This window comes from Serratia marcescens subsp. marcescens ATCC 13880, assembly GCF_017299535.1.
Lineage (GTDB): Bacteria > Pseudomonadota > Gammaproteobacteria > Enterobacterales > Enterobacteriaceae > Serratia > Serratia marcescens.
Genome location: NZ_CP071238.1, coordinates 25,613 through 47,806, shown reverse-complemented (window position 1 = coordinate 47,806; position 22,194 = coordinate 25,613). Strand labels below are relative to the sequence as shown.

The 22,194-nt window shown below is 60.8% G+C and carries 16 protein-coding genes; 5 read left to right on the top strand and 11 right to left on the bottom strand.

Annotated elements, in window-relative coordinates:
• Complete coding sequence (gene fdnG, locus J0F90_RS00195) at positions 1 to 3,048, bottom strand: formate dehydrogenase-N subunit alpha (protein ID WP_126186487.1); 3,048 nt, start codon at positions 3,046 to 3,048, stop codon at positions 1 to 3.
• Positions 3,049 to 3,464: 416 nt separating this feature from the next.
• On the opposite strand from fdnG, the gene sodA reads away from it, so the two are divergent.
• Both sodA and J0F90_RS00185 read left to right on the top strand, forming a co-directional pair.
• A complete protein-coding gene (gene sodA, locus J0F90_RS00190; RefSeq protein ID WP_004934003.1) occupies positions 3,465 to 4,085 on the top strand; it encodes a superoxide dismutase [Mn] in 621 nt (206 codons plus the stop codon).
• 125 nt (positions 4,086 to 4,210) lie between these two features.
• A complete protein-coding gene (locus J0F90_RS00185; RefSeq protein WP_033639082.1) occupies positions 4,211 to 6,139 on the top strand; it encodes a methyl-accepting chemotaxis protein in 1,929 nt (642 codons plus the stop codon).
• A 32-nt stretch (positions 6,140 to 6,171) separates the two neighbouring features.
• Here J0F90_RS00185 and J0F90_RS00180 read toward each other — a convergent pair whose 3' ends face one another.
• Positions 6,172 to 6,786, bottom strand: coding sequence for a histidine phosphatase family protein (locus tag J0F90_RS00180; protein WP_028128060.1), 615 nt, complete (start codon positions 6,784 to 6,786; stop codon positions 6,172 to 6,174).
• A gap of 131 nt (positions 6,787 to 6,917) precedes the next feature.
• Here J0F90_RS00180 and yiiM point away from each other — a divergent pair, with 131 nt between their 5' ends.
• Together yiiM and J0F90_RS00170 are read left to right on the top strand one after the other, a co-directional pair.
• On the top strand, positions 6,918 to 7,589 hold the full coding sequence (yiiM, locus tag J0F90_RS00175; protein ID WP_033639083.1) for a 6-hydroxyaminopurine reductase: 672 nt from the start codon (positions 6,918 to 6,920) through the stop codon (positions 7,587 to 7,589).
• A 102-nt stretch (positions 7,590 to 7,691) separates the two neighbouring features.
• Positions 7,692 to 8,471, top strand: coding sequence for a class I SAM-dependent methyltransferase (locus J0F90_RS00170; RefSeq protein WP_033639084.1), 780 nt, complete (start codon positions 7,692 to 7,694; stop codon positions 8,469 to 8,471).
• Between the two features lie 11 nt (positions 8,472 to 8,482).
• Here J0F90_RS00170 and J0F90_RS00165 read toward each other — a convergent pair whose 3' ends face one another.
• Both J0F90_RS00165 and J0F90_RS00160 read right to left on the bottom strand, forming a co-directional pair.
• On the bottom strand, positions 8,483 to 8,845 hold the full coding sequence (locus J0F90_RS00165; RefSeq protein ID WP_004933989.1) for a YibL family ribosome-associated protein: 363 nt from the start codon (positions 8,843 to 8,845) through the stop codon (positions 8,483 to 8,485).
• A gap of 73 nt (positions 8,846 to 8,918) precedes the next feature.
• Positions 8,919 to 10,385, bottom strand: a complete 1,467-nt coding sequence (locus tag J0F90_RS00160; RefSeq protein WP_033639085.1) for an aminotransferase-like domain-containing protein — start codon at positions 10,383 to 10,385, stop codon at positions 8,919 to 8,921.
• Positions 10,386 to 10,526: 141 nt separating this feature from the next.
• On the opposite strand from J0F90_RS00160, the gene J0F90_RS00155 reads away from it, so the two are divergent.
• The gene (locus J0F90_RS00155) at positions 10,527 to 11,135 is read left to right on the top strand and encodes a LysE family translocator (protein ID WP_016929574.1); all 609 of its coding nucleotides are present in this window, start codon (positions 10,527 to 10,529) and stop codon (positions 11,133 to 11,135) included.
• Here J0F90_RS00155 and J0F90_RS00150 read toward each other — a convergent pair.
• From J0F90_RS00150 to J0F90_RS00120, 7 genes are all read right to left on the bottom strand, one after another.
• On the bottom strand, positions 11,132 to 11,683 hold the full coding sequence (locus tag J0F90_RS00150; RefSeq protein ID WP_016929575.1) for an MltR family transcriptional regulator: 552 nt from the start codon (positions 11,681 to 11,683) through the stop codon (positions 11,132 to 11,134). The two genes, J0F90_RS00155 and J0F90_RS00150, sit on opposite strands and share 4 nt — an antisense overlap.
• Before the next feature lie 94 nt (positions 11,684 to 11,777).
• Positions 11,778 to 12,923, bottom strand: a complete 1,146-nt coding sequence (locus tag J0F90_RS00145; RefSeq protein WP_033639086.1) for a mannitol-1-phosphate 5-dehydrogenase — start codon at positions 12,921 to 12,923, stop codon at positions 11,778 to 11,780.
• 58 nt (positions 12,924 to 12,981) lie between these two features.
• Complete coding sequence (locus J0F90_RS00140) at positions 12,982 to 14,892, bottom strand: PTS mannitol transporter subunit IICBA (RefSeq protein WP_033639087.1); 1,911 nt, start codon at positions 14,890 to 14,892, stop codon at positions 12,982 to 12,984.
• A gap of 541 nt (positions 14,893 to 15,433) precedes the next feature.
• Positions 15,434 to 16,153, bottom strand: a complete 720-nt coding sequence (locus tag J0F90_RS00135; RefSeq protein WP_016929578.1) for a DUF3053 domain-containing protein — start codon at positions 16,151 to 16,153, stop codon at positions 15,434 to 15,436.
• A 307-nt stretch (positions 16,154 to 16,460) separates the two neighbouring features.
• Positions 16,461 to 18,530, bottom strand: a complete 2,070-nt coding sequence (glyS, locus tag J0F90_RS00130; RefSeq protein WP_033639088.1) for a glycine--tRNA ligase subunit beta — start codon at positions 18,528 to 18,530, stop codon at positions 16,461 to 16,463.
• 9 nt (positions 18,531 to 18,539) lie between these two features.
• Complete coding sequence (glyQ, locus tag J0F90_RS00125; RefSeq protein WP_004933966.1) at positions 18,540 to 19,457, bottom strand: glycine--tRNA ligase subunit alpha; 918 nt, start codon at positions 19,455 to 19,457, stop codon at positions 18,540 to 18,542.
• Between the two features lie 723 nt (positions 19,458 to 20,180).
• Positions 20,181 to 22,169: an autotransporter domain-containing esterase gene (locus J0F90_RS00120; RefSeq protein ID WP_033639089.1), complete on the bottom strand. Its 1,989-nt coding sequence runs from the start codon at positions 22,167 to 22,169 to the stop codon at positions 20,181 to 20,183.
• Positions 22,170 to 22,194: the final 25 nt, after the last annotated feature.

The following is a 22,194-nucleotide window of genomic DNA, read 5'->3' as shown; positions in this document are numbered from 1 at the left end:
TTACACCTTTTCCACGTTGACCAGGAACGCCTTGAACTCCGGCGTTTGCGTATTGGCGTCGCCGACGAACGGCGTCAGCGTGTTGGCGATAAAGCCTTTCTTCGCCACCCCTTCGTAACCCCAGTGGATCGGGATGCCGATGGTGTCGACTTCCTGGCCGTGCACCTGCAGCGTGCGAATACGCTTGGTCACCACCGCCTTGGCCTTGATGTAGCCGCGGTTGGAGCTGACTTTCACGGTGTCGCCCTGCTTGATGCCCTTCTTCTCCGCCAGCTTTTCGCCGATCTCCACGAACTGCTCCGGCTGGGCGATGGCGTTCAGCCGCGCGTGCTTGGTCCAGTAGTGGAAGTGCTCGGTCAGACGATAGGTGGTGCCGACGTAAGGGAACTTGTCGGATTTGCCCATCGCCGCCAGATCGTCCTTGAACACGCGCGCCGCCGGGTTGGACACCACGTTCGGGTGCAGCGGGTTGGTGCCGAGCGGCGTTTCGAACGGCTCGTAGTGTTCAGGGAACGGCCCTTCCGCCATCTTGTCGGTGGCGAACAGGCGGCCCATGCCTTCCGGCTGCATGATGAACGGCCCGACGTCGCTGCCCGGCGCAGCGGTGCTGTAGTCCGGGATATCGGCCCCGACCCACTTGGCGCCGTCCCACTCCAGCAGTTGGCGTTTCGGATCCCACGGTTTGCCCTGCGGATCCGCCGAGGCGCGGTTGTACAGAATGCGGCGGTTGAGCGGCCATGCCCAGGCCCAGCCCAGCGTATTGCCGAGGCCGGACGGATCGGCGTTGTCGCGCCGCGCCATCTGGTTGCCGGCCGGCGTCCAGCTGCCGGCGAAGATCCAGCAACCGCTGGCGGTGGTGCCGTCGTCGCGCAACTGCGCGAACGAGCTGAGCAGCTCGCCTTTTTTCACCAGCACTTTGCCGTCGGCATCCAGCAGATCCGCCAGCGCCTTGCCGTTGTTCTCCTGCGCCACCTCTTCCGGCGCCGGGTTGTCCGGCGTCAGGTAGTCCCAGGTCATGTTCAGCACCTGCTCAGGCACCGCGCCGCCGTCGCGCGCATACATCTCGCGCAGGCGGCTGAAGATGCCCGCCAGGATCTCGCCGTCGTTCAGCGCTTCGCCCGGGGCGTCCGCGCCTTTCCAGTGCCACTGCAGCCAGCGGCCGGAGTTGACGATCGAGCCGTTCTCTTCGGCGAAGCAGGTGGACGGCAGGCGGAACACTTCGGTCTGGATCTGCGAAGGATCCACCTCGTTGAACTCGCCGTGGTTCTGCCAGAAGTTGGAAGTCTCGGTGTTCAACGGATCGATGGTCACCAGGAACTTCAGCTTGGACAGCGAAGCCACCACCTTGTTTTTGTTCGGGAACGACGCCACCGGGTTAAAGCCCTGGCAGAAGTAGCCGTTGACCTTGCCCTGCGCCATCATCTCGAAGTACTGCAGCACGTCGTAGCCTTTGTCCCACTTCGGCAACCAGTCAAAGCCCCAGCTGTTGTCCTTCTGCGCCTTGTCGCCGTAGAAGGTCTTCATCATGCTGACGAAGAATTTCGGGTAGTTGCCCCAGTAGTTCACCTGGCCCGGCAGCAGCGCCTTCGGCGTGTTGGCCTTCAGGTAGGTGTCGAGATCGGTCTGTTTCTCCGACGGCAGCGTCAAGTAGCCCGGCAGGCTCTGCGACAGCAGGCCGAGATCGGTCAGCCCCTGGATGTTGGAGTGGCCGCGCAGCGCGTTGACGCCGCCGCCCGCCATGCCCATGTTGCCGAGCAGCAGCTGGATCATCGCCATGGTGCGAATGTTCTGCGCGCCGACCGAGTGCTGAGTCCAGCCCAGGGCGTACAGGAACGAAGCGGTTTTATCCGCGACGCAGGTTTCGGCGATGTATTCGCACACCTTGAGGAAATCGTCCTTCGGCGTGCCGCAGATGTTGGTCACCACGTCAGGCGTGTAGCGGCTCACGTGCTGTTTCAGCAAGTTCCACACGCAGCGCGGATCCTGCAGCGTGACGTCGCGCTTGGCGAAGCCGTTCTCGTCGAACTGGTAGTTCCAGGTGGTTTTGTCGTACTTGCGGGTTTCCGCGTCGTAGCCGCTGAACAACCCGTCTTCGAAGGCAAAGTCTTCCCGCACCAGCAGGCTGGCGTTGGTGTAGGCCTCGACGTATTCGCGGTTGAACTTGTTGTTGGTCATCAGATACAGCAACACGCCCGACAGGAAAGCTATGTCGGTCCCGGAGCGGATCGGCGTGTAGAAGTCCGCCACCGACGCGGTTCGGGTAAAGCGCGGATCGATCACGATCAGCTTGGCATTGTTGTGTATTTTGGCTTCCATCGCCCAGCGGAACCCCACCGGATGCGCTTCCGCCGCATTACCGCCCATGACGATAATCAAATTCGCGTTCTTGATATCAACCCAGTGGTTGGTCATCGCACCGCGACCAAATGTTGGAGCAAGACTTGCTACCGTTGGTCCGTGTCAGACACGCGCCTGGTTGTCTACGGCAAGCATGCCGAGAGCGCGACTAAATTTTTGCGACAGAAAACCGGTTTCGTTGCTGGCGGCCGAAGCGCACAGCATGCCGGTGGTCAGCCAACGGTTGACGGTAACGCCCTGATCGTTGGTTTTGATGAAGTTGGCGTCACGGTCTTCTTTCACCAGCTTGGCGATGCGGGTAAAGGCGTCGTCCCAGCTGATGCGCTGCCATTTGTCCGACCCCGGCGCCCGGTATTCCGGATACTTGAGGCGGCTTTCGCTGTGGATGAAGTCAACCAGGCCGGCGCCTTTCGGGCAAAGCGCGCCGCGGTTTACCGGGTGATCCGGATCCCCTTCGATATGGAAAATGCTTTCTTTGGCGTTTTTGGCGCCATCACCAAGGCTGTACATCAACAGCCCACAGCCGACGGAACAATACGTACAGGTATTACGGGTCTCGCGGGCGCGCAGCAGTTTGTACTGCCGGGTTTCCGCCAACGCCACTTCGGGGGCAAAGCCCAGCGCGGCCACCGTCGTTCCTGCCATACCGCCAGCGCAGATCTTAAAGAACTGCCTTCTGCTGACCTGCATGGGGGTCTCCTTTACTCTCGATTGTCACATTGTTCAAATGCGCCTGCCCGCTAGCGCGGCAAACGCGAATGTCACTGTTGTTATGCTTGCTACGAACGCCGGCCATATTACCACAGCGTGCTTGTGGTTGTTACACACTCGTGCTCATTCAGTGAACGCATTGGCACATTTCGATACATTTCGACGTTGGCGCTCCCTACAGTATAGAGAGTAACCAACGCGCCGGGGCGACGGTTTGAACCGGCCACCCTGCGCCCTCTTCTATCAACATGTTAACGCAACGATTTGTTCATTAACCACACAATTCACAGGGCATTGATAATCATTTTCAATATCATTTAATTAACTATAATGATCCGACTGCTTACGCGGTGCTCGCCCTTTGCGCCGCCCATACACCACTGGAGATGATGATTATGAGTTATTCACTGCCATCCCTGCCGTACGCTTACGACGCACTGGAACCGCATTTTGACAAGCAGACGATGGAAATCCATCACACCAAACACCACCAGACCTACGTCAACAACGCCAACACCGTGCTGGAAGCCTACCCTGAGCTGGCCAAATACAGCGTTGAAGAGCTGATCCAGGATCTGGACAAAGTGCCTGCCGACAAACGCACCTTCATGCGCAACAACGCCGGCGGTCACGCCAACCACAGCTTCTTCTGGAAAAACCTGAAAACCGGCACCACGCTGGGCGGCGATCTGAAAGCGGCCATCGAGCGCGATTTCGGCAGCGTTGAGAAATTCCAGGAAGAGTTCGAGAAAGCCGCAGCCACCCGCTTCGGTTCCGGTTGGGCCTGGCTGGTGCTGAAAGACGGCAAGCTGGCCGTAGTGTCTACCGCCAACCAGGACAGCCCGCTGATGGGCGAAGCCGTCGCCGGCGCTTCCGGTTTCCCAATCATCGGCCTGGACGTGTGGGAACACGCTTACTACCTGAAATATCAGAACAAACGCCCTGACTACATCAAGGCGTTCTGGAACGTGGTCAACTGGGATGAAGCCGCCGCACGCTTCGCCGCGAAGAAGTAATTCGCCCCCGTTGATAAAGATGCCCGCCACCGGCGGGTATTTTTTTGCCTGAAATCCGCTAAAGTTTGACCACTTCTTGCCGATGGTTTGTTCAATTGACGTTCGCCCGGAGAAGGAAAAACGCTATGGCGGCATTGCAAGCACTGGCAGGAAAGTTCACTCATCTCACCGTAGGTAAAAAGCTCGGTCTCGGCTTCGCGCTGTTGTTGCTGTTGGCGGTCGTCATCGCCGGCACCGGGGCGCAATATCTGCATATCATCGAATCCCGCGCCGATCGCATCGACTTCAGCAACCGGCTGAACGAGGAGATCAACCAGGCCAAATACAACCGCGCCATGTACGGCCAGACCTACCAGCCGGAGTATCTGCAGAACAACCGCGCCAATATTGAAAACGCCGTCAAGCTGATAGACCAGGGGCAGGCGCTGGACTGGGACGCCCAAAGCCGCAAGGATCTGCAGCGTCTGGTGACGCTGATCGGGGAATATCAACAGCAGCAAAAAGTCTTTGAGCAGGCGGTCACGGCAAAAGACGCGGTGCGCCAGAGCTGGAACATGTCGGAAGTGCAGGCCAGCCTGAGCCAGGTGGAGCGCCAGCTCACCAACGGCGATCTGCAGCTGGCCTTCATCCAGCTTAACCAGAAGCTGACCCAGGTGCGCTACGGCGCGCGCGGTCTGCTGCTGAGCCTGAACAAGGAAACCGAAGCGCCGCTGATGGCGGCCATCGACGACGCGCGCGACGCGGCCAACGCCCTGAGCCGCCGGGTCAGCGACGCGCAGCGCCCGCAGCTGCAACCGCTGCTGGCCGCGCTGGACGATTACAAAAACCGCATCGCGGCCTACCTGCCGGCCTATGAGCACGAACAGCAAATCAGCCGGCAGCTCGGCGAACGCGCGCAAGCGATCGGCACGCTGGTGAACGCCTTTATGCAGGACGAACTGGTGCAGACGCGCAACAACATCAATCTGGCACAGCTGCAGATGGGCGTCACCACCCTGATCGCCATCATCGCCGGGGTGCTTATCGCCTGGCGCATCACCCTGCAGATCACCCGTCCGCTGCACAGCACGCTGGCCATGGCGGAACGCATCGCCGGCGGCGACCTGCGCCAGGCGCAGACCAGCACCCGCCGCGACGAGCTGGGGCAACTGCTGAACGCAGTGGCGGCGATGAGCCAAAACCTGCGCACCATGATTGAGAAGATCCAGATGGGGGTCAGCCAGGTCTCCACCGCCTCGGCGGAAATCGCCGCCGGCAACACCGATCTCTCCTCCCGCACCGAACAGCAGGCGGCGGCGGTCGAGGAAACCGCGGCCAGCATGGAACAGCTGACCGCCACGGTGAAACAAAACGCCGACAACGCCCATCACGCCAACCAACTGGCCACCGACGCCTCGCAGACCGCACAACAGGGCGGTAAGCTGGTGGAAAACGTGGTCAGCACCATGCGCGATATCTCCAGCAGTTCGCAGCGTATCGCCGAAATTACTACCCTGATTAACGGCATTGCCTTCCAGACCAACATCCTGGCGCTCAACGCCGCGGTGGAAGCGGCGCGCGCCGGCGAACAGGGCCGCGGCTTCTCGGTGGTCGCCAGTGAAGTGCGCAGCCTGGCGAGCCGCAGCGCCCAGGCGGCCAAGGAAATAGAAGGGCTGATCGCCGAATCGGTCAGCCGGGTGAAAACCGGCACTGAGTTGGTGGAAAGCACCGGCAATACCATGGAACAGATCGTCCGTTCGGTCACCCACGTGCGCGACATCATGGCCGAGATCGCCGCCGCCTCCGATGAACAGACGCGCGGCATCGCCCAGATTGGCCAGGCGATCGTCGAGATGGACCACACCACCCAGCAGAACGCCGCGCTGGTGGAAGAGTCCGCCGCCGCCGCCGATTCGCTGGAAGAGCAGGCCGATATGCTGCTGCAGAGCGTTTCGGTGTTCCGCTTGGCGGAACAGACCGAGCCCCTCGCCGCCAAAGCCGCCGCGCCGAAAGCGCCAGCCGTCAAACCCGCGGCCGCCAACGCCGCAGCGGAAGATAACTGGACCACCTTCTGACGCCCTCAGGCGAGGAATATCCGTTCCTCGCCCTATCTTTTTGGCAACAGGTGGGTCGCGACTCCCCAATTCAACAAATTAAAACCAGAGGCGGTCACATCAAGCATTGCATAGCCGCAATTGCGATGACCGTATCTGCGAAGGTCCTCCTGCGGGTCGGCCCCTTTAAGCCACCAAATCAGTGCCTGCAGAGCATGGCCGTGCGTAACAACACCAAGCGTTTGATTTTGTCCATCGACAGCCAGATCGGACAGACAAGCCATCAGGCGCCAGGCAACCTCATAAGCATTCTCCCCTCCCGGCGCCGACGCCTCTGCCTTACCGGCAAAGAGGCACTGCGTCGCTTCAGGATAATCGCGCATGGCCTGCGCATAAGATAATCCTTCCAGTCGGCCAAAATCTTGCTCCTGCAAACGCTCATCCATTTGCACAGTGCAGCCACATCGCTCAGCCAACGTCTCCGCTGTCGTAAAAGCCCGACCAGTCGGTGAACTGATCAACGAAGTGACCGATAACATTTGCAAGCGAGCGCCAAGCCCAGCGATTTGACGTCGCCCCTCTTCTGTCAGCGGACTGTCACTTCGCCCCTGAATAATCCCCGAGCGGTTCCATTCTGACTCCGCATGCCTCAATACAATGAAACGCATGGTTTTTTCTCGACGATAAAAGCCTAAATATAGACAGGAAAAACACATCCTTCCGTACAGGTAAACGCCGGGTAGTGTACGAGAACAACTCAGGCTATGCTGAGCCCTCGACGCGAGACACGGAGGCGCACATGCATCACCCAGACGTTTACATCGGCAGCATTCAACCCTATGAGGGCGGGCGCCCCAGCGCCATCGCCAAACGCCAGGTGGATGGCGCTGTCCGGCTCACGCCGCTCGGGCTGGAAGGCGACGAACAGGCGGAGAAAAGCTATCACGGCGGGCCGGATCGCGCGCTGTGCCACTACCCGCGCGAGCATTACGCCCATTGGCGCGAGCAGTTTCCGACGCAGGCGGAGCAGTTTTGCGCCCCGGCCTTCGGCGAGAATATCTCCACCGAAGGGCTGACCGAACACAACGTGTTTATGGGCGACATCTTCCGCTGGGGCGAGGCGCTGATCCAGGTCACCCAGCCGCGCTCGCCGTGCTTCAAGCTCAATTATCACTTCGCCATCGAGGACATTTCGGTGCTGATGCAGCAAAGCGGCCGCTGCGGCTGGCTGTATCGGGTGGTGTCGCCGGGCGCGGTCAGCGGCGATCGTCCGCTGGCGCTGGCGGCGCGCAACAGCGACGTGTCGGTCGCCGAAGCCATCGCCATCGCCTGGCACATGCCGTTCGACGCGGAACAGTATCGCCGTCTGTTGGCGGTGGCCGGCCTCTCCGCCAGCTGGAGCAAGACCATGCTCACACGGCTTGCCGAAGGGCGCCTCGAAGATTTCAACCGCCGCCTGCTCGGCCGTTGAAAACGGCGGCGGAAAGATGAAAAACGTGCGCCGGGTGCCGCGTCAAACATTTTCTTCCGCCTATACTGTAGCCGCACGTTTTTTCAGCCAGGAGCCAGGTATATGACCACCCCGACCCATTCGATTCATCACGCCGCCGCCGAAGGCTATCAGGCCAATGCCGATCGCTATGTGAAAGGCCGGCCGGATTACCCGCCGGAAATCGCCGTCTGGCTGCGTGACGTCATCGGCCTGCACGCCGGCATGACGGTCATCGATCTCGGCGCCGGCACCGGCAAGTTCACCCCGCGCCTGCTGGAAACCGGCGCGCAGGTGATCGCCGTCGAACCGGTGCCGCAAATGCTGGAAAAACTGTCGGCGGCGCTGCCGCAGGTGAAAACGCAGGCGGGCACCGCCGACGCGATCCCGTTGCCGGACGAGTCGGTCGATGCCGTGGTCTGTGCCCAGTCCTTCCATTGGTTCGCCACGCCGCAGGCGCTGGCGGAAATCCAGCGCATTCTCAAGCCCGGCGGCAAACTCGGTCTGGTGTGGAACATGCGCGATGCGCGGGTCGGCTGGGTGCGCAAACTGAATCAGATCGTCGATAGCCACGAAGGCGATGCGCCGCGTTTCTATACCGGCGAATGGCGCAAGTTCTTCCCGTTCAAAGGCTTTGAACCGCTGCAGGAGCAGGTGTTTATGCTGGGCCATCGGGGTGCGGTGGAGGACGTGATCTACAACCGCGTGCGTTCAACCAGCTTTATCGCCGCGCTGCCGCAGCCGCAACAGGAGCAGGTTATCGATCGGTTGCGCCAACTGGTGGCGGAAGAAGAGGAGCTACGGGGCCAGGACACGGTCACCGTGCCCTATCAGACCAAGGCGTATTACACCACCAAGGTCTGACGCCCAGGGGTTCAGAACGCTTTCTTGGCGTAGCCGGTGACCGCTTTCAGACCCATCTCGCGGCCCAGCGCGGTCATCGGGTGCACCACGATCAGCCCGCGCGCGCTTTTCTTCAGCGCGCCCATATCGGCCTGCTCTTTCTTGGTGATCTCGCGGCTGAACGGCAGCTTGCTCAGCTTCTGCGCTTCGGCGCTCAGCTTCTCGCCGCGCACGTTTTTCAGGCGCTCGATCTCCGTCGCCAGTTTCTCTTTCTCTTTGGTGTGCTGCGCGATCAACTCAGGGTTGCCCTGTTGGATCACGGTGGCGTCTTTGTGGTTCAAGGCGTCCAGCAGGTCGCTCAGGCGCTTGATCTCTGCCTTTTCTTTCTCTTTCATGGTCTCTGGCCCGTTGTGCCCAAAATGGCACGCTAATCAATGATACCGGCATTGTAGCAAAAGGCGCGCGCCGTTACCCGTCCTGCGCAATGCCGGGCGGCAAGCCGCTCATCTCGCAGGCCCTGGCGCCGAGCCGGGCCAACGCCTGGGTGTAGCGCGCGTTGAACGGGTAGCAGCAGGAGAGCCGCAGCGCGTTGCGGTAACGCCCGCTGGGCGAATACAGGGTGCCCGGCGTTAAACAGATCTGCTCCTCCAGCAGCTGATGGAACAGCGCCACACTGTCCACGCCAGGGGGGAATTCGACCCAGAACACGAAGCCGCCCGCCGGCTGCGTGGCCAGCGTGCCGCGCGGAAAATGCCGGGCGATCAGCGCCCGCGCCTCGTCGACCTGCGCCGCATAGCGCTTGCGCAGGTTGCGCAAATGGTGATCGTAACCGCCGCTCTCCAGGAAGGTCGCCAGCGTTTCCGACAGCAGCTGCGACTCTGACATCGACGACACCGCCTTCAGCTTGCGCAACGCCTCGTGGAAGCGGCCGCCGCAGACCCAGCCGACGCGAAAATCCGGCGCCAGCGTTTTGGTAAAGCTGGAGCAAAACAGCACCCAGCCGTCGCGATCGAACGCCTTCACCGCCGGCGACAGCGCGCCGCCGAACTGGATCTCAGCATACAGCCCATCTTCAATTAACGGCACCTGATGATCGTTCATCAGCCGCGCCAGCCGCTTTTTCGCCGCCAGCGGCATGGTGCAGCCCAGCGGGTTTTGCACCGTCGGCATGGCGATCACCGCATTCAGCCGCTTCTCGTTCAACAGCAGCTCCAGCGCGTCCAACGACAGTCCCAACTGCGGATCGGTAGGGATTTCCAGCGCTTTCAGCCCCAGGCTGGCCAGCAGCGGCAGCAGGTAGAAATAGGTCGGCGACTCCAGCCCGACGCAGTCGCCCGGTTTGGTGGTGACGCGCAGCGCCAGCTGCAGCGCTTCCATGCAGCCGTGGGTCAGCACCACGTCGCCCGGCTCCAGCAGCATGCCCAGCGTCATCGAGCGGCGGGCGATCTGCTGACGCAGCCGCAGGCTGCCGGGCGGCAACGGATACTGCCCGATCAGATCCGGCTGGCGGCGCAGCTGAGAAGACAGCATGCGCCCCAACTTGCCGCCGGGATAAAAGTCGCTGGTCTGCGGGCAAGCCAACGCAATGTTGGTGAAGGCCGGGTTTTGCTGGGCGGCAAACACGGTGTCGATCAGCGCCAGCACGTCGTCCGCCGGCGGTTCGATGCGCCCGCAGGGCGCCGAGGCCATCTTCAGCGCCGGCAGCGTGCTGCGGACATAAAACCCCGACTGCGGTCGCGCCTCGATCAGCCCGCGATCCTCCAGCGTGCGGTAAGCCGACACCACGGTATTGATGCTGACGCGATGGGTTTGCGCACAGCGCCGCACCGAAGGCAAGCGGTCGCCGGGCTGCAGCGTGCCGCGGCGAATGGCTTCGGCCAACGTGTCCGCCAGCTGCAGGTAACGGGTATCCGGGGTTTCATCGAGCAGGGTCACAGTTTCTCTCCAGGCAATGGGTACAGTTTACATTTTGTACAACTGTAACCATGACAATATCCGATTTGTGGTTCTGTCACCATCCCATTGCAGCGATTATGCTGATCTCTCGTCATCACCGTCATTTTCAAGGAACCTGCCATGCTGGACTCTGCCTTTGTCAGCTACGTCACCGTCATGTCGATCACCCCCGGCCCCAACAACCTGCTGCTGGCCTCGTCGGGCGTCAACTTCGGCCTGCGCCGCACCCTGCCGATGCTGTTTGGCATCTGCGTCGGTTGTGCGGTACAGCTGGCGATCATTATCCCGCTGCTGGCGCTGGCGCTGAGCTGGGCCGGCGTCATCCGCCTGCCGCTGGCGGTGATCGGCTGCGCTTATCTGCTGTGGCTGTCATGGAAGCTGTTTCAGGCGGCCTCGCCGGACGCCAAAGAGCAGGCGCAGCCGATGAGCCTGCTCAACGGCGCGCTGTTTCAGGCGGTCAACCCCAAAGCCTGGCTGATGGTGATCAACGTGGCGATCCTGTTCACCCCGCGCGAAGGCGCCACCTTCGTCCATACGCTGTCGGTCATCGCCGGTTTCGCGCTGCTGAACCTGCCGTGCGTGCTGCTGTGGGCGGTGCTGGGCGACCGCTTGCGCAACGCGCTGCGGGTCACCTGGAAGCTGCGGGTGTTCAACGGCGCGATGTCCGGGCTGATGGCCGCCACCGCGCTGTGGTTGTTGTTCGACGAGTGGCGCGCGGCCTTTGCCTAGCCGCGGCCGAGAGGAGAGAGCCGGGAGGGTTGCTTGGCGCCGATGCCGGCGATCAGATCGGTAATGGACAGCACCATGGTGGAGCGCACCATCTGCTGATAGCGCTGGCGCTGCATGGCGATCAGCGCTTCATCCGCCTCGCCCGGCTGCAGGAAAGTCGGCACCGGCGGCAGCGCGGCCACACAGTGCAGCTCGCCGAACGGCCCGAGTATTTCGTCATCGACGAAGCGGTATTCCGACCCGTCGTGGTTCAGCTCTTCGCGCATCGCCATCAGCAGTTCGGCGTCTTCATATTCGTGGCGGGAAATCACCCCCAGGCCGTACATCAGCTTCAGGCGCACCGACAGCTCCCCCAGCGGGCCGCTGCCGGACAATAGCGGTTCGACGGCATATTTCACCGCGTAGTCATCCTTGCGGAATACCTGCACCACCAGCACGTTGAGCGCTTCCGCCAGCAGCTCTACCGCCGCGATCAGGAAGCTGCGCACCGTTTTGCCCGCGTTCAGCTTTTCCAGAACCTGGTTTTCAAATGCCTGTGCTTCTTCCATCGTCGCTTTTCGAAAGGCGTGGGGAGGGCCGTCGATGCCGAACTCGGGTTCCAGGAGCGCAGCAAGCTGCGCTCGGGTGTTCATCATCACGATTCTACTTGTGCATGGCGTTATACACAGCAACGGCCTCTTCTACAACCTTGCTTTCCGCCGGCAGGCCGGAAATTTGCGCCAGCGCGGCTTTCGGCCCGAGCGTATTCAGCAATTCCGCCAACTCCAACGCCTGCGGATCCTGTTCGCTGCGGTAACTCATGGCGGCGGCGATGCCCTGGATCAGGTTGGCATGCGGCAGGCCGTATTCCAGCGTGCCCAGCAGCGGTTTGATCAGGCGATCGCCGGCGCTCAGTTTGCGCAGCGGCTGGCGCCCCACGCGCTCGACGTCATCGTGCAGATACGGGTTTTCGAAGCGGCCGAGAATTTTGTTGATGTAGGCGGCGTGCTTGTCGGCGTCGAAGCCGTAGCGTTTGATCAGCACCGCGCCGCTCTCTTCCATCGCCCCTTTCACCACCCGGCGGATCGCCGGATCGAGAATGGCGTCGCGAATGGTTTGCAGCCCGGCCCGTTGGCCGAGGTAGGCGGTGATCGCGTGGCCGGTGTTGAGGGTGAACAGCTTGCGCTCGACGAAGGCCATCAGGTTGTCGGTCAGCTCCATGCCGGCGATCGCCGGAGGCTGGCCTTTAAACTGCGTCTGATCGACGATCCATTCGCTGAAGGTTTCCACCGTCACTTCCAACGGGTCGTTGCTGTCCGCCGGCGGCACGATACGATCAACCGCCGAATCGACGAAGCCGACGTGCTGCTCAACCCATGCCTGCTCGTCCTGCGGCAGCGCGGCGAACACGTGCTGCTTCAGCTGGCTGGTGCCGCGCACCATGTTCTCGCAGGCGATGATGTTCAGCGGTTGTACATTGCCCTGCTGATGACGCAGCACCAGCCCTTTGGCGATCGTGCCGGCGATTTTGGCGAGAATTTGCGGGCCAACGGCGGTGGTCACCAGATCCGCTTCGGCGATCAGCGCCACCGCGGCTTCGCCGCCGCTGTTGACGGCGCTGACGTTGGTGACGTTCTCCACGCGCTCTTGCTCGCCCACCACGTGCACCGAGTAGCTTTTTCGGCTGTTCAGCAGATCCAGCACCGTTTGATTGACGTCGGCGAAGGTCAGCTCAACGCCCGCGTCCGCCAGCAGCTTGCCGATAAAACCGCGGCCGATGTTCCCTGCGCCAAAATGTAATGCTTTCATAACTCTACCTTCTTAATGTCGAAGGGTGCAGCAAGCTGCACCCTTTAAAATGATTCTGTTATCCGGCTTTTTTGCCGCCGAGCAGGTCCAGCACTTCCTGAACGCTGGTGGTATTCGCCAGCCGCTCGATCACGCTCTCGTCATCCAGCGCGTTGGTCAGGCTGGTGATCACCTGAATATGCTCGTTGTTGCGCGCGGCGATGCCGATCACCAGGCGCGCCACTTCGTCCTCTTCATCGCCGAAGCGCACGCCCTGCGGGTACTGGCAGAACACCACGCCGGTGCGCAGCACCCGGTCTTTAGCCTCGATGGTGCCGTGCGGCACGGCGATCGACTCGCCCAGGTAGGTGGACGTGAGCTTTTCGCGCTCCAGCATCGCCGGCACGTATTCCGGCTCAACGTAGCCGCCCTTCACCAGCTGCTCGCCGGCGAAGCGGATCGCCTGCTCTTTGTCACTGGCCTGCAGATTGAGGAACACGTTGCTTTCGCTCAGCTTGAACAGATTCGGCTCACCGGCTTCGACGCTGTCATCCAGCGCCTTCTGCTGGTTGTCGCTGGTTTGGTTGGCCGCCAGCAAACGCTCGACCAGATCGCTGTACAGCTTGCTGTCGAGGAAGTTGGTCAGCGAGATGTGCTGGGCCTGCGGCGCGTGGCGCATCGCGCGCTCGGTCAGATCGCGGTGCGTGATGACCAGATCCACATCGTCCGGCAGGCTGTTGATGGCGCTGTTGGTCACCGAGATGTTCTTCAGCCCGGCGTCCGCCACTTTCTTGCGCAACACCCCGGCGCCCATCGCGCTGGAACCCATGCCCGCATCGCAGGCGACGATGATTTTGCGCACGGTGCTCAGATCGCCGTCGACCGACGCTGGCGCCGCTGCGCCGCCTTTGGACTGCGATTTCATCTCTTGCATGCGGCGGGTCGCGGCTTCCAGATCGTCATCCTCTTTCACTTTGGAGGTTTTCAGCAGGAAAGCAGACACCACGAAGGAGACGGCAAAGGCTGCGCACACCGCCGCAATGTTGGCGAAGTAGGCGCCTTTCGGCGTCATCGCCAGCACCGCCAGGATCGAACCCGGGGAAGCCGGAGAAACCAGGCCGCCGTTCAGCATCGTCAGGGTGAATACGCCGGTCATGCCGCCCAGGATCACCGCCAGCAGCAGACGTGGATTCATCAGCACGTAAGGGAAGTAGATTTCGTGGATGCCTCCCAGGAAGTGAATGATCGCCGCACCGCCGGCGGATTGCTTGGCGCTGCCGCGGCCGAAGAACATGTAGGCCATCAGCACGCCCATGCCCGGGCCTGGGTTGGCTTCAATCAGGAAGAATACCGACTTACCGACTTCCGTGGCCTGCTGGATACCCAGCGGCGAGAAGATGCCGTGGTTGATGGCGTTGTTCAGGAACAGGATTTTCGCCGGTTCAACGAAGATGGACGCCAGTGGCAACAGGTTGTTCTTCACCATCACGTGCACGCCCGCCGCCAGCAGCTTGGAGAGCACCTCCACCAGCGGCCCGATGCCCAGGAAAGCCAGGATTGCCAGCAGCATGCCGATGATGCCGGCGGAGAAGTTGTTCACCAGCATTTCAAAGCCGCTTTTGATCTTGCCGTCCACCCAGCGGTCGAAATGCTTGATAGCCCAGCCACCCAGCGGGCCGGCGATCATCGAGCCGAGGAACATCGGCATGTCGGCGCCGACGATGACGCCCATGGTGGTGATGGCGCCGACCACGCCGCCGCGCTCGCCGCCCACCAGCCGCCCGCCGGTGTAGCCGATCAGCAGCGGCAGCAGATAGGTGATCATCGGGCCGACCAGCTTGGCTAAGGTTTCATTCGGCAGCCAGCCGGTTGGAATGAATAGCGCGGTGATAATCCCCCAGGCGATAAAGGCGCCGATGTTGGGCATCACCATGTTGCTCAGGAAGCGGCCAAAGTTTTGCACTTTAACCTTGATGTCTGGTGAAAACATAAAACACACCCCTATTGTTACGCGCTGACAATAGAGCGCGTGATTATTGTTGTGACGATCCAGCCGTGTTGCCGCTGTATGCGAAACGGACTCTATCACGCTGTTTTTGTCACGCGAACTTCACGAATTTTTTGTGATACAAGTCACACACAACACCCCAACAAACCCTCATTTATAGTGATAAAGATCACACTTATGACGTGTAAAAAAAGCACAGTGAGAAAAAAACCGCCCAAAAATCGACAATAAAGTGATAACAGTCACATTTTTAACTTGGTGATTTGTTTTTAAATTGTGATAAACATCACAATTTATTTTTGACTGCAGCGCCCGATCGCGACGCTCTGTTTGATCTTCCCTGTGAGCACTCATCCCGCCGGGAACTAGCGAAGTGATGAATGAAAGAAAACTACATTGCCGAATGAATGAGTTAATTGAAGTGTAGTACAGAAGCCTGCGCAATAAACCAGCAAGCTATTGGAAACGCTGAGGGGAAATAAAGCAGGCCGGCAATGCCGGCCTGTAGATCGTCGTAGGCGCGTTATTGCGTCACGCTTTGAATGGCTTTCTGCGCATTCACCAGGTTCTGCTGTTTGGCCACCAGATTCGACATCATGGTGTTGTACTGCGCCACCTGCTGCGCAGTACGGAACTGCACGCCGTTGTTGTTGAAGCTGACCTGATTGCCCTGGCTCTGCAGGAAATCGCCAACCTGCACCAGATCCTGCACAAAGCTGGCGGTGGTCGGGATCGCCGGCATCAGGGCGTTGGCCGGCGCGGTGACGATTTTGTCATAGGCCTGGTTGTACACCGCCTTCAGATCGTCGGGCTGTTTCAACGCCGCGCGGGCGGTATCCGCCTGCGACTTGGCGGACTGGATCTGCTGGCCCAGCAGGTTCAACGCCCCGACCGATTGCTGCAGCGCATCGCGTTTGTTCAGATAGTCCTGTGCGGTGCGGATCTGGTTAATCTGATCCAGCGCCGGGGTCAGGCTGGCGCCGACCGACTTGGACAACTGCTGTGAAAAGCCGACCAAAATCGCGTAATCGCCGGCATAGTTGCCGAACTTCTGCTTCTGGTCTTCGCTCAGCGTGGGGATATTCGCCCCGCTGCGCATCACGGTATTCTGTAAGTAATCGATAAATGCTTTGCGCTGTTCCGGCTCTTTATCGCCGCAGGCGGTCAATTGCATGACCACCAACAATGCCAATACCGGTGCCAACCAACGCGCGAAACCTCTGCTCTGGATCCCTACCGCCATGTGACATAACTCCTGTTATAAACCTGCTTTTTCATTGGACTCCGCCCCTTTTTCCGCACTCCGTGCGCCTATAAGAATAGATCAACTGGCGGCGTTCCGATACGCGATTCCGTTTGCGGTGAACATTGTCTCGGCCGGAGGCGGTTGAACATCGTGCGCAAAACGCACTGAGGTTCATTGCCGTCGGCGACCGGACGCTTCAATTTCCCCAAGTCGCCCCCCAAGTCGCCAGGCGACCTTGCCTTCGCACCCAGGAAACGGAAATAAAAAAGGCGCCCGCAGGCGCCTTTTCACAGCACACAGCCGTTTACTGCAGTACGGAGATATCCGCCACCTGCAGGAACAGTTCACGCAGTTTGCTCAGCAGCGTCAGGCGATTCACGCGCACTTCCGCATCGTCCGCCATCACCATCACGTTGTCGAAGAACGCATCCACCGGCTCACGCAGCGCAGCCAGTTCCACCAGCGCTTCCTGGTAGTTGCCCGCCGCGAAGTACGGCTGCAGCTTGTCGCGCAGCACCACCAGGTGGGTCGCCAACTGGATCTCCGCCGCGTCCTTCAGCACCGAAGCGCGCACGCTGTCGTTCAGCGTTTCGGTAGACTTCGCCAGAATGTTGGAGACGCGTTTGTTGGCCGCAGCCAACGCCGCCGCTTCGTCCAGCGTGCGGAAGTGGGATACCGCCTTGACGCGCGCGTCGAAGTCGGCCGGTTTGGTCGGACGGCGCGCCAGCACCGCCTGAATGGTATCGACGGCGTGGCCTTCTTCCTGATACCAGGCGCGGAAGCGGCCCAGCATGAATTCCACCACCTCGTCGACCACCTTGGCGTTGGTCAGCTTGCTGCCGTACAGGCGCACGGCCTCTTCGGTCAGGGTCTGCAGATCCAGCGGCAGGTTTTTCTCGACGATGATGCGCAACACACCCAGCGCGGCGCGGCGCAGCGCGAACGGGTCTTTATCGCCTTTCGGATGCTGCCCGATGCCGAAAATGCCGGCCAGGGTATCCATCTTGTCGGCGATCGCCAGCGAGCAGGCCACCAGCGACTGCGGCAGCGCATCACCGGCGTAGCGCGGCTGATACTGCTCGTTCAGCGCGACGGCGACGTCTTCCGCCTCACCGTCATGGCGCGCGTAGTGCATGCCCATCACGCCCTGGGTGTCGGTGAATTCGAACACCATGTTGGTCATCAGGTCGCACTTCGACAGCAGGCCCGCGCGGGTGGCGTGGTTGACGTCGGCGCCGATCTGGCCGGCAACCCAGCCCGCCAGCGCCTGAATGCGATCGGTCTTGTCGCGCAGGGTGCCCAGCTGCTGTTGGAACAGCACGGTTTCCAGGCGCGGCAGATTGTCTTCCAGGCGTTTCTTGCGATCGGTGTTGAAGAAGAACTCGGCATCGGCCAGGCGCGGACGCACCACCTTCTCGTTGCCGGAAATGATCTGCTGCGGGTCTTTCGACTCGATGTTGGCCACAAAGATAAAGTTCGGCAGCAGTTTGCCCGCGGCGTCGTACACCGGGAAATACTTCTGGTCGCCCTTCATGGTGTACACCAGCGCTTCCGCCGGCACCGCCAGGAATTTTTCTTCGAATTTGGCGGTCAGCACCACCGGCCATTCCACCAGCGAGGCCACTTCTTCCAACAGGCTGTCGCTCAGATCGGCCTTGCCGCCAATCTTCTGCGCCGCCAGTTCGGCGTCGCGTTTGATGAGGGCTTTACGCGCTTCGTAGTCGGCGACCACTTTGCCGCGCTCCAGCAGGATCTGCGGGTATTGGTCGGCGTTATCGAGGGTGAACTCGGCTTCGCCCATGAAGCGGTGGCCGCGCACGGTGCGCGCAGAGTCGATGCCCAGCACGGTGCCCGGGATCAGATCGGCGCCCAGCAGCATCGTAACGGTGTGCACCGGACGCACGAACTGCACGTCGGAGTCGCCCCAACGCATCAGTTTCGGGATCGGCAGTTTAGCCAGCGCGGTGCTGACCATGCCGGCCAGCAGTTGTTGCGCCGACTGGCCTTTGACGTGGGCGCGGTACATCAACCACTCGCCCTTGTCGGTCACCAGGCGTTCAGCCTGATCGACGGTGATGCCGCAGCCGCGCGCCCAGCCTTCGGCCGCTTTGCTCGGTTTGCCTTCGGCGTCGAACGCCTGGGCGATCGCCGGGCCGCGTTTCTCAATTTCGCGATCGGCCTGCGCCGCGCTCAGGTTGGCCACTTTCAGCGCCAGGCGGCGCGGTGCGGCGAACCAGCTCACTTCACCGTGTTCCAGGCCGGCGTTGTCCAGTTCGGCGGTGAAGTTGGCGGCGAAAGATTCCGCCAGGGAACGAAGCGCCTTCGGCGGCAGCTCTTCCGTGCCGATTTCCACCAGGAAAGTCTGTTGAGTCATGGCTGCCTCTTAGTTCTCGTTCTTCTTGTTGCACATCGGGAAGCCCAGCGCTTCGCGGGAAGCGTAGTAGGCTTCGGCAACGGCTTTGGTCAGCGTGCGGATGCGCAGAATGTAGCGTTGACGCTCGGTCACCGAAATCGCCTTGCGCGCGTCCAGCAGGTTGAAGGTATGGCCCGCCTTCAGGATGCGTTCGTAGGCCGGCAGCGGCAGCGGTTTTTCCAGCGCCAGCAGCGATTGGGCTTCTTTCTCGTACTGCTCGAAGCAGGAGAACAGGAAGTCGACGTCGGCGTATTCGAAGTTGTAGGTGGACTGCTCCACTTCATTCTGATGGAACACGTCGCCGTAGGTGGTGACGCCCAGCGGGCCGTTGCTCCACACCAGATCGTACACGCTGTCCACGCCCTGGATGTACATCGCCAGACGCTCCAGACCGTAGGTGATCTCGCCGGTCACCGGCTTGCACTCCAGGCCGCCGACCTGCTGGAAGTAAGTGAACTGCGTCACTTCCATGCCGTTCAGCCACACTTCCCAACCCAGGCCCCAGGCGCCGAGCGTCGGGTTTTCCCAGTTGTCTTCCACGAAGCGAATGTCGTGGATGGTCGGATCCAGACCCAGCTCTTTCAACGAGCCCAGGTAGAGTTCCTGAATGTTGTCCGGCGATGGCTTAATCACCACCTGGAACTGGTAGTAGTGCTGCAGACGGTTCGGGTTTTCACCGTAGCGGCCGTCGGTCGGGCGGCGAGATGGCTGCACATAGGCGGCGGCCATCGGCTCCGGCCCCAGTGCGCGCAGGCACGTCATCGGGTGTGAGGTTCCCGCGCCGACTTCCATGTCCAATGGTTGAACGATGGTGCAGCCCTGGCGCGCCCAATAATCCTGCAGTGTCAGGATCAGGCCCTGGAAGGTCTTGGTATCAAACTTTTGCATGTTGAATTCGCACGCGATACAAGTGGATTTAGATGGAATGCGCCAGTATACCCTTTGACCGTAAGATATACAGCCAGAATCCGGCAACAAGTGCGAATCGGGGTGAGAAACGCTGGATTTTCACGCATCGGGCACAGCGGGAAAGACAACGCGTCTGCCGGTCCCCTCGCCGTCCAGAAAAACACACCCGGCACACACATTAGAAACATTTAACAAAAACATCACTCACCGCCGTTTAAATAATCAATTAGCTGAACGCTATTTCCCCCTTCATCGATTAAATTTATGCTGATTTACGTGCGCATATCCTTATATTTCCCACGAGATAAAGTTGCGCCAATGTTATTTTTGTTAATTTTATCAACTAAAAAACTCCCCTCATCGAGAGATAATGTGATCAAGTGCCAGATTATTTCTTATTATCGTGAAAAATAAGGTGATATCGCGCGGCGTGCCGACGCGCAGGGCATGGGAGGAACGGCCAGGGATGAAATACGGCGCTAACGGGCCACAGAAACAAATTGACAGTTAATCTTTGGTTATACAATAATAAATAAAATTTTCCCTGGTGTTGGCCAAGTGGCTACCTGATCCTTTCATAGGATCAGTTTTTTTTTGTCTTTCCGCCAACCTCATTGCGGCCCGCATAATTTCCCCAGGCCGCCTTCCGCATAAATCCCTTATCAGACCTTATGGCTTATCTTGAGCGCGCCGATGGCCAATTCAAAAACGCGCGCTGACGCCGACGTTATACATAAACTGCTCGCCGCTGCTCAGCCCGCCGGTTTGCGAGACGGTGGCGAAGGCCGATACCTGGTCCGTCAACGGCATGTTGGCCCCCAACGTGACATCCACCCAATTTTTGTCCTGGCCCGCACTGTCGCGGGTGAACGAGGTTTGCGTCGATTTCAGGCCGCCGCCGGCGCGGTAGACGTCGTCACCGAACTGGTGCTGATAACTCACCTCCGCATAAGGGTTAAACACGCCGAATTGCGTATCCAGCCGCCAACCCAACGCACCGATCTGCGAGTGGTAGGTTTGATCGTTGAAGCGCATGGCGGTGCTGTCATCGCTGTCTTCGCTGTAGCCGGAAACGCGGCTGTAGTCCCAGGCGAACTGCGCCACCGGTCCGGTAGTCAGGTAAGAGGCGATCGGGAAGTCATAGCCGGCGGTCACGCGCGCGCCCCACTGCCTGCCGGTGGTCGAACCGGTTTCGGTGCGCGTCAGCGGCCCCAGCCGCATGCTGCGGCGGATGTCGTCATAATCCATCGTCGCATAGTGCAGATCGGCGTTGACCCAGCCGTGCTCGAAGATCGCCAGTGAACTGAAAGCCGACAGCAGCAGCCCGCGCGCCTTGTAATCAAAGCGGCTGGAAGGATGCTGATCGTCGTTGGAACCGGCGATCAACGCGCCGATCAACCAGCTGTCGGTCAGCTGATAGTCCACGCCGACGGTCAGGTTGTGGGTGGTGGCGTTGCCGTCCCCCGCGGCCCGGTTATCGGCATAGTCGTAGTGCTGGCCGGCGTAACCGCCGAACACCCCCAGCGAACCCTGCGGGTTGTCGCCGTTGCGCAGCTGCTGGAAGCGGCTGTCGAGCGTGGCGCGGCTGTCGCGCGCCATCGCCGCCGTCGCCTGATTCAGCGCCACCACCTGCGCCGGACCATCCAATACCGCCTGGATATAATCCGCAATCAGCAGGTGCGCCTGTGGGCTGGGGTGGAAATGGTCGGAGAACAGATAGGACTGGCCGGCGTCGAAGCCGGGCATGTCGGAACGGCAGACCGCCGAGGAAACGCCCGGCGGGCAAGCCATGCCGGCGGTGTTGGCGAAGCCGAACTGCGCCGGATTGGCGATCGCTTCGGCGAACAGCTTGTTGACGTCCACCCGCACGATATTGCCGCTCCCCTGCGCCAGCAAACGGTCTTCGCTTTGATTATAGAAATCGGTCAGTTGAGCGGCCTGCGCGCTCAGGCCGTCATACGCCGCGATAAGCTGCGCGGCGATCGCCTGCTGCACCTGAGGAATGGCGCTGCCCTGCTTCGCCGCAGCGGTCAACGCCGCGTGGATCGCCTGCGTGCGTGAAGCGTTGTCCGGCGTCGCCACCGAACTAAGCGTGGCATAGGCCGCCTGGATCGCCGCCCCCTGCACCGGTGACAGCGCCTGTTGAATGATCAATTCCATCAGCTGCGGCGTGGAGCCGATGTTCGGCACCGTCGGCACGATCACCGTGCCGGCGCCGGCGTTCAGCAGCGAATGCACTTGCGCCGCCGCCGCCGCGGCGCTGTTATAGGCCACGCCGGGCGCGGTAGCGGCATTCAGCGCTGCCGCCGCCAGGTCGTTGCCGCCGATCCAATGAATATACAAACCGTCGCCGTCGGCCTGGCCATTGACCCGGTTCAGGTAACGCTGCACCTGCTCCTGGGTGTTGTCGGCCGGGTTCAGGCCCGGCACCGCCACCGCGCCGCCGGCGGCGTAGTTCTCACCGCCGTTGTCCGAAGCCACCAGCGCCGCCCCGATGCGTTGCGCCAATGCTTCGTCGTACAGCAGGTGCTGGCTGCCGTCATAGGTGAACCGGCCGTTGTTGCCGGTATCGCTCAGGCTGTCGCCAAAGACGTAGAGTTGATCGTACGCCTGAGCCGGAAGGGTCACACTGCAAAGCAACGCCACTGCAAGCGCCGCCGGGCGGGGCATGCACGTTATTTTTAAAGGCATGGATCGACTCCTGAGAGCCTGCAAA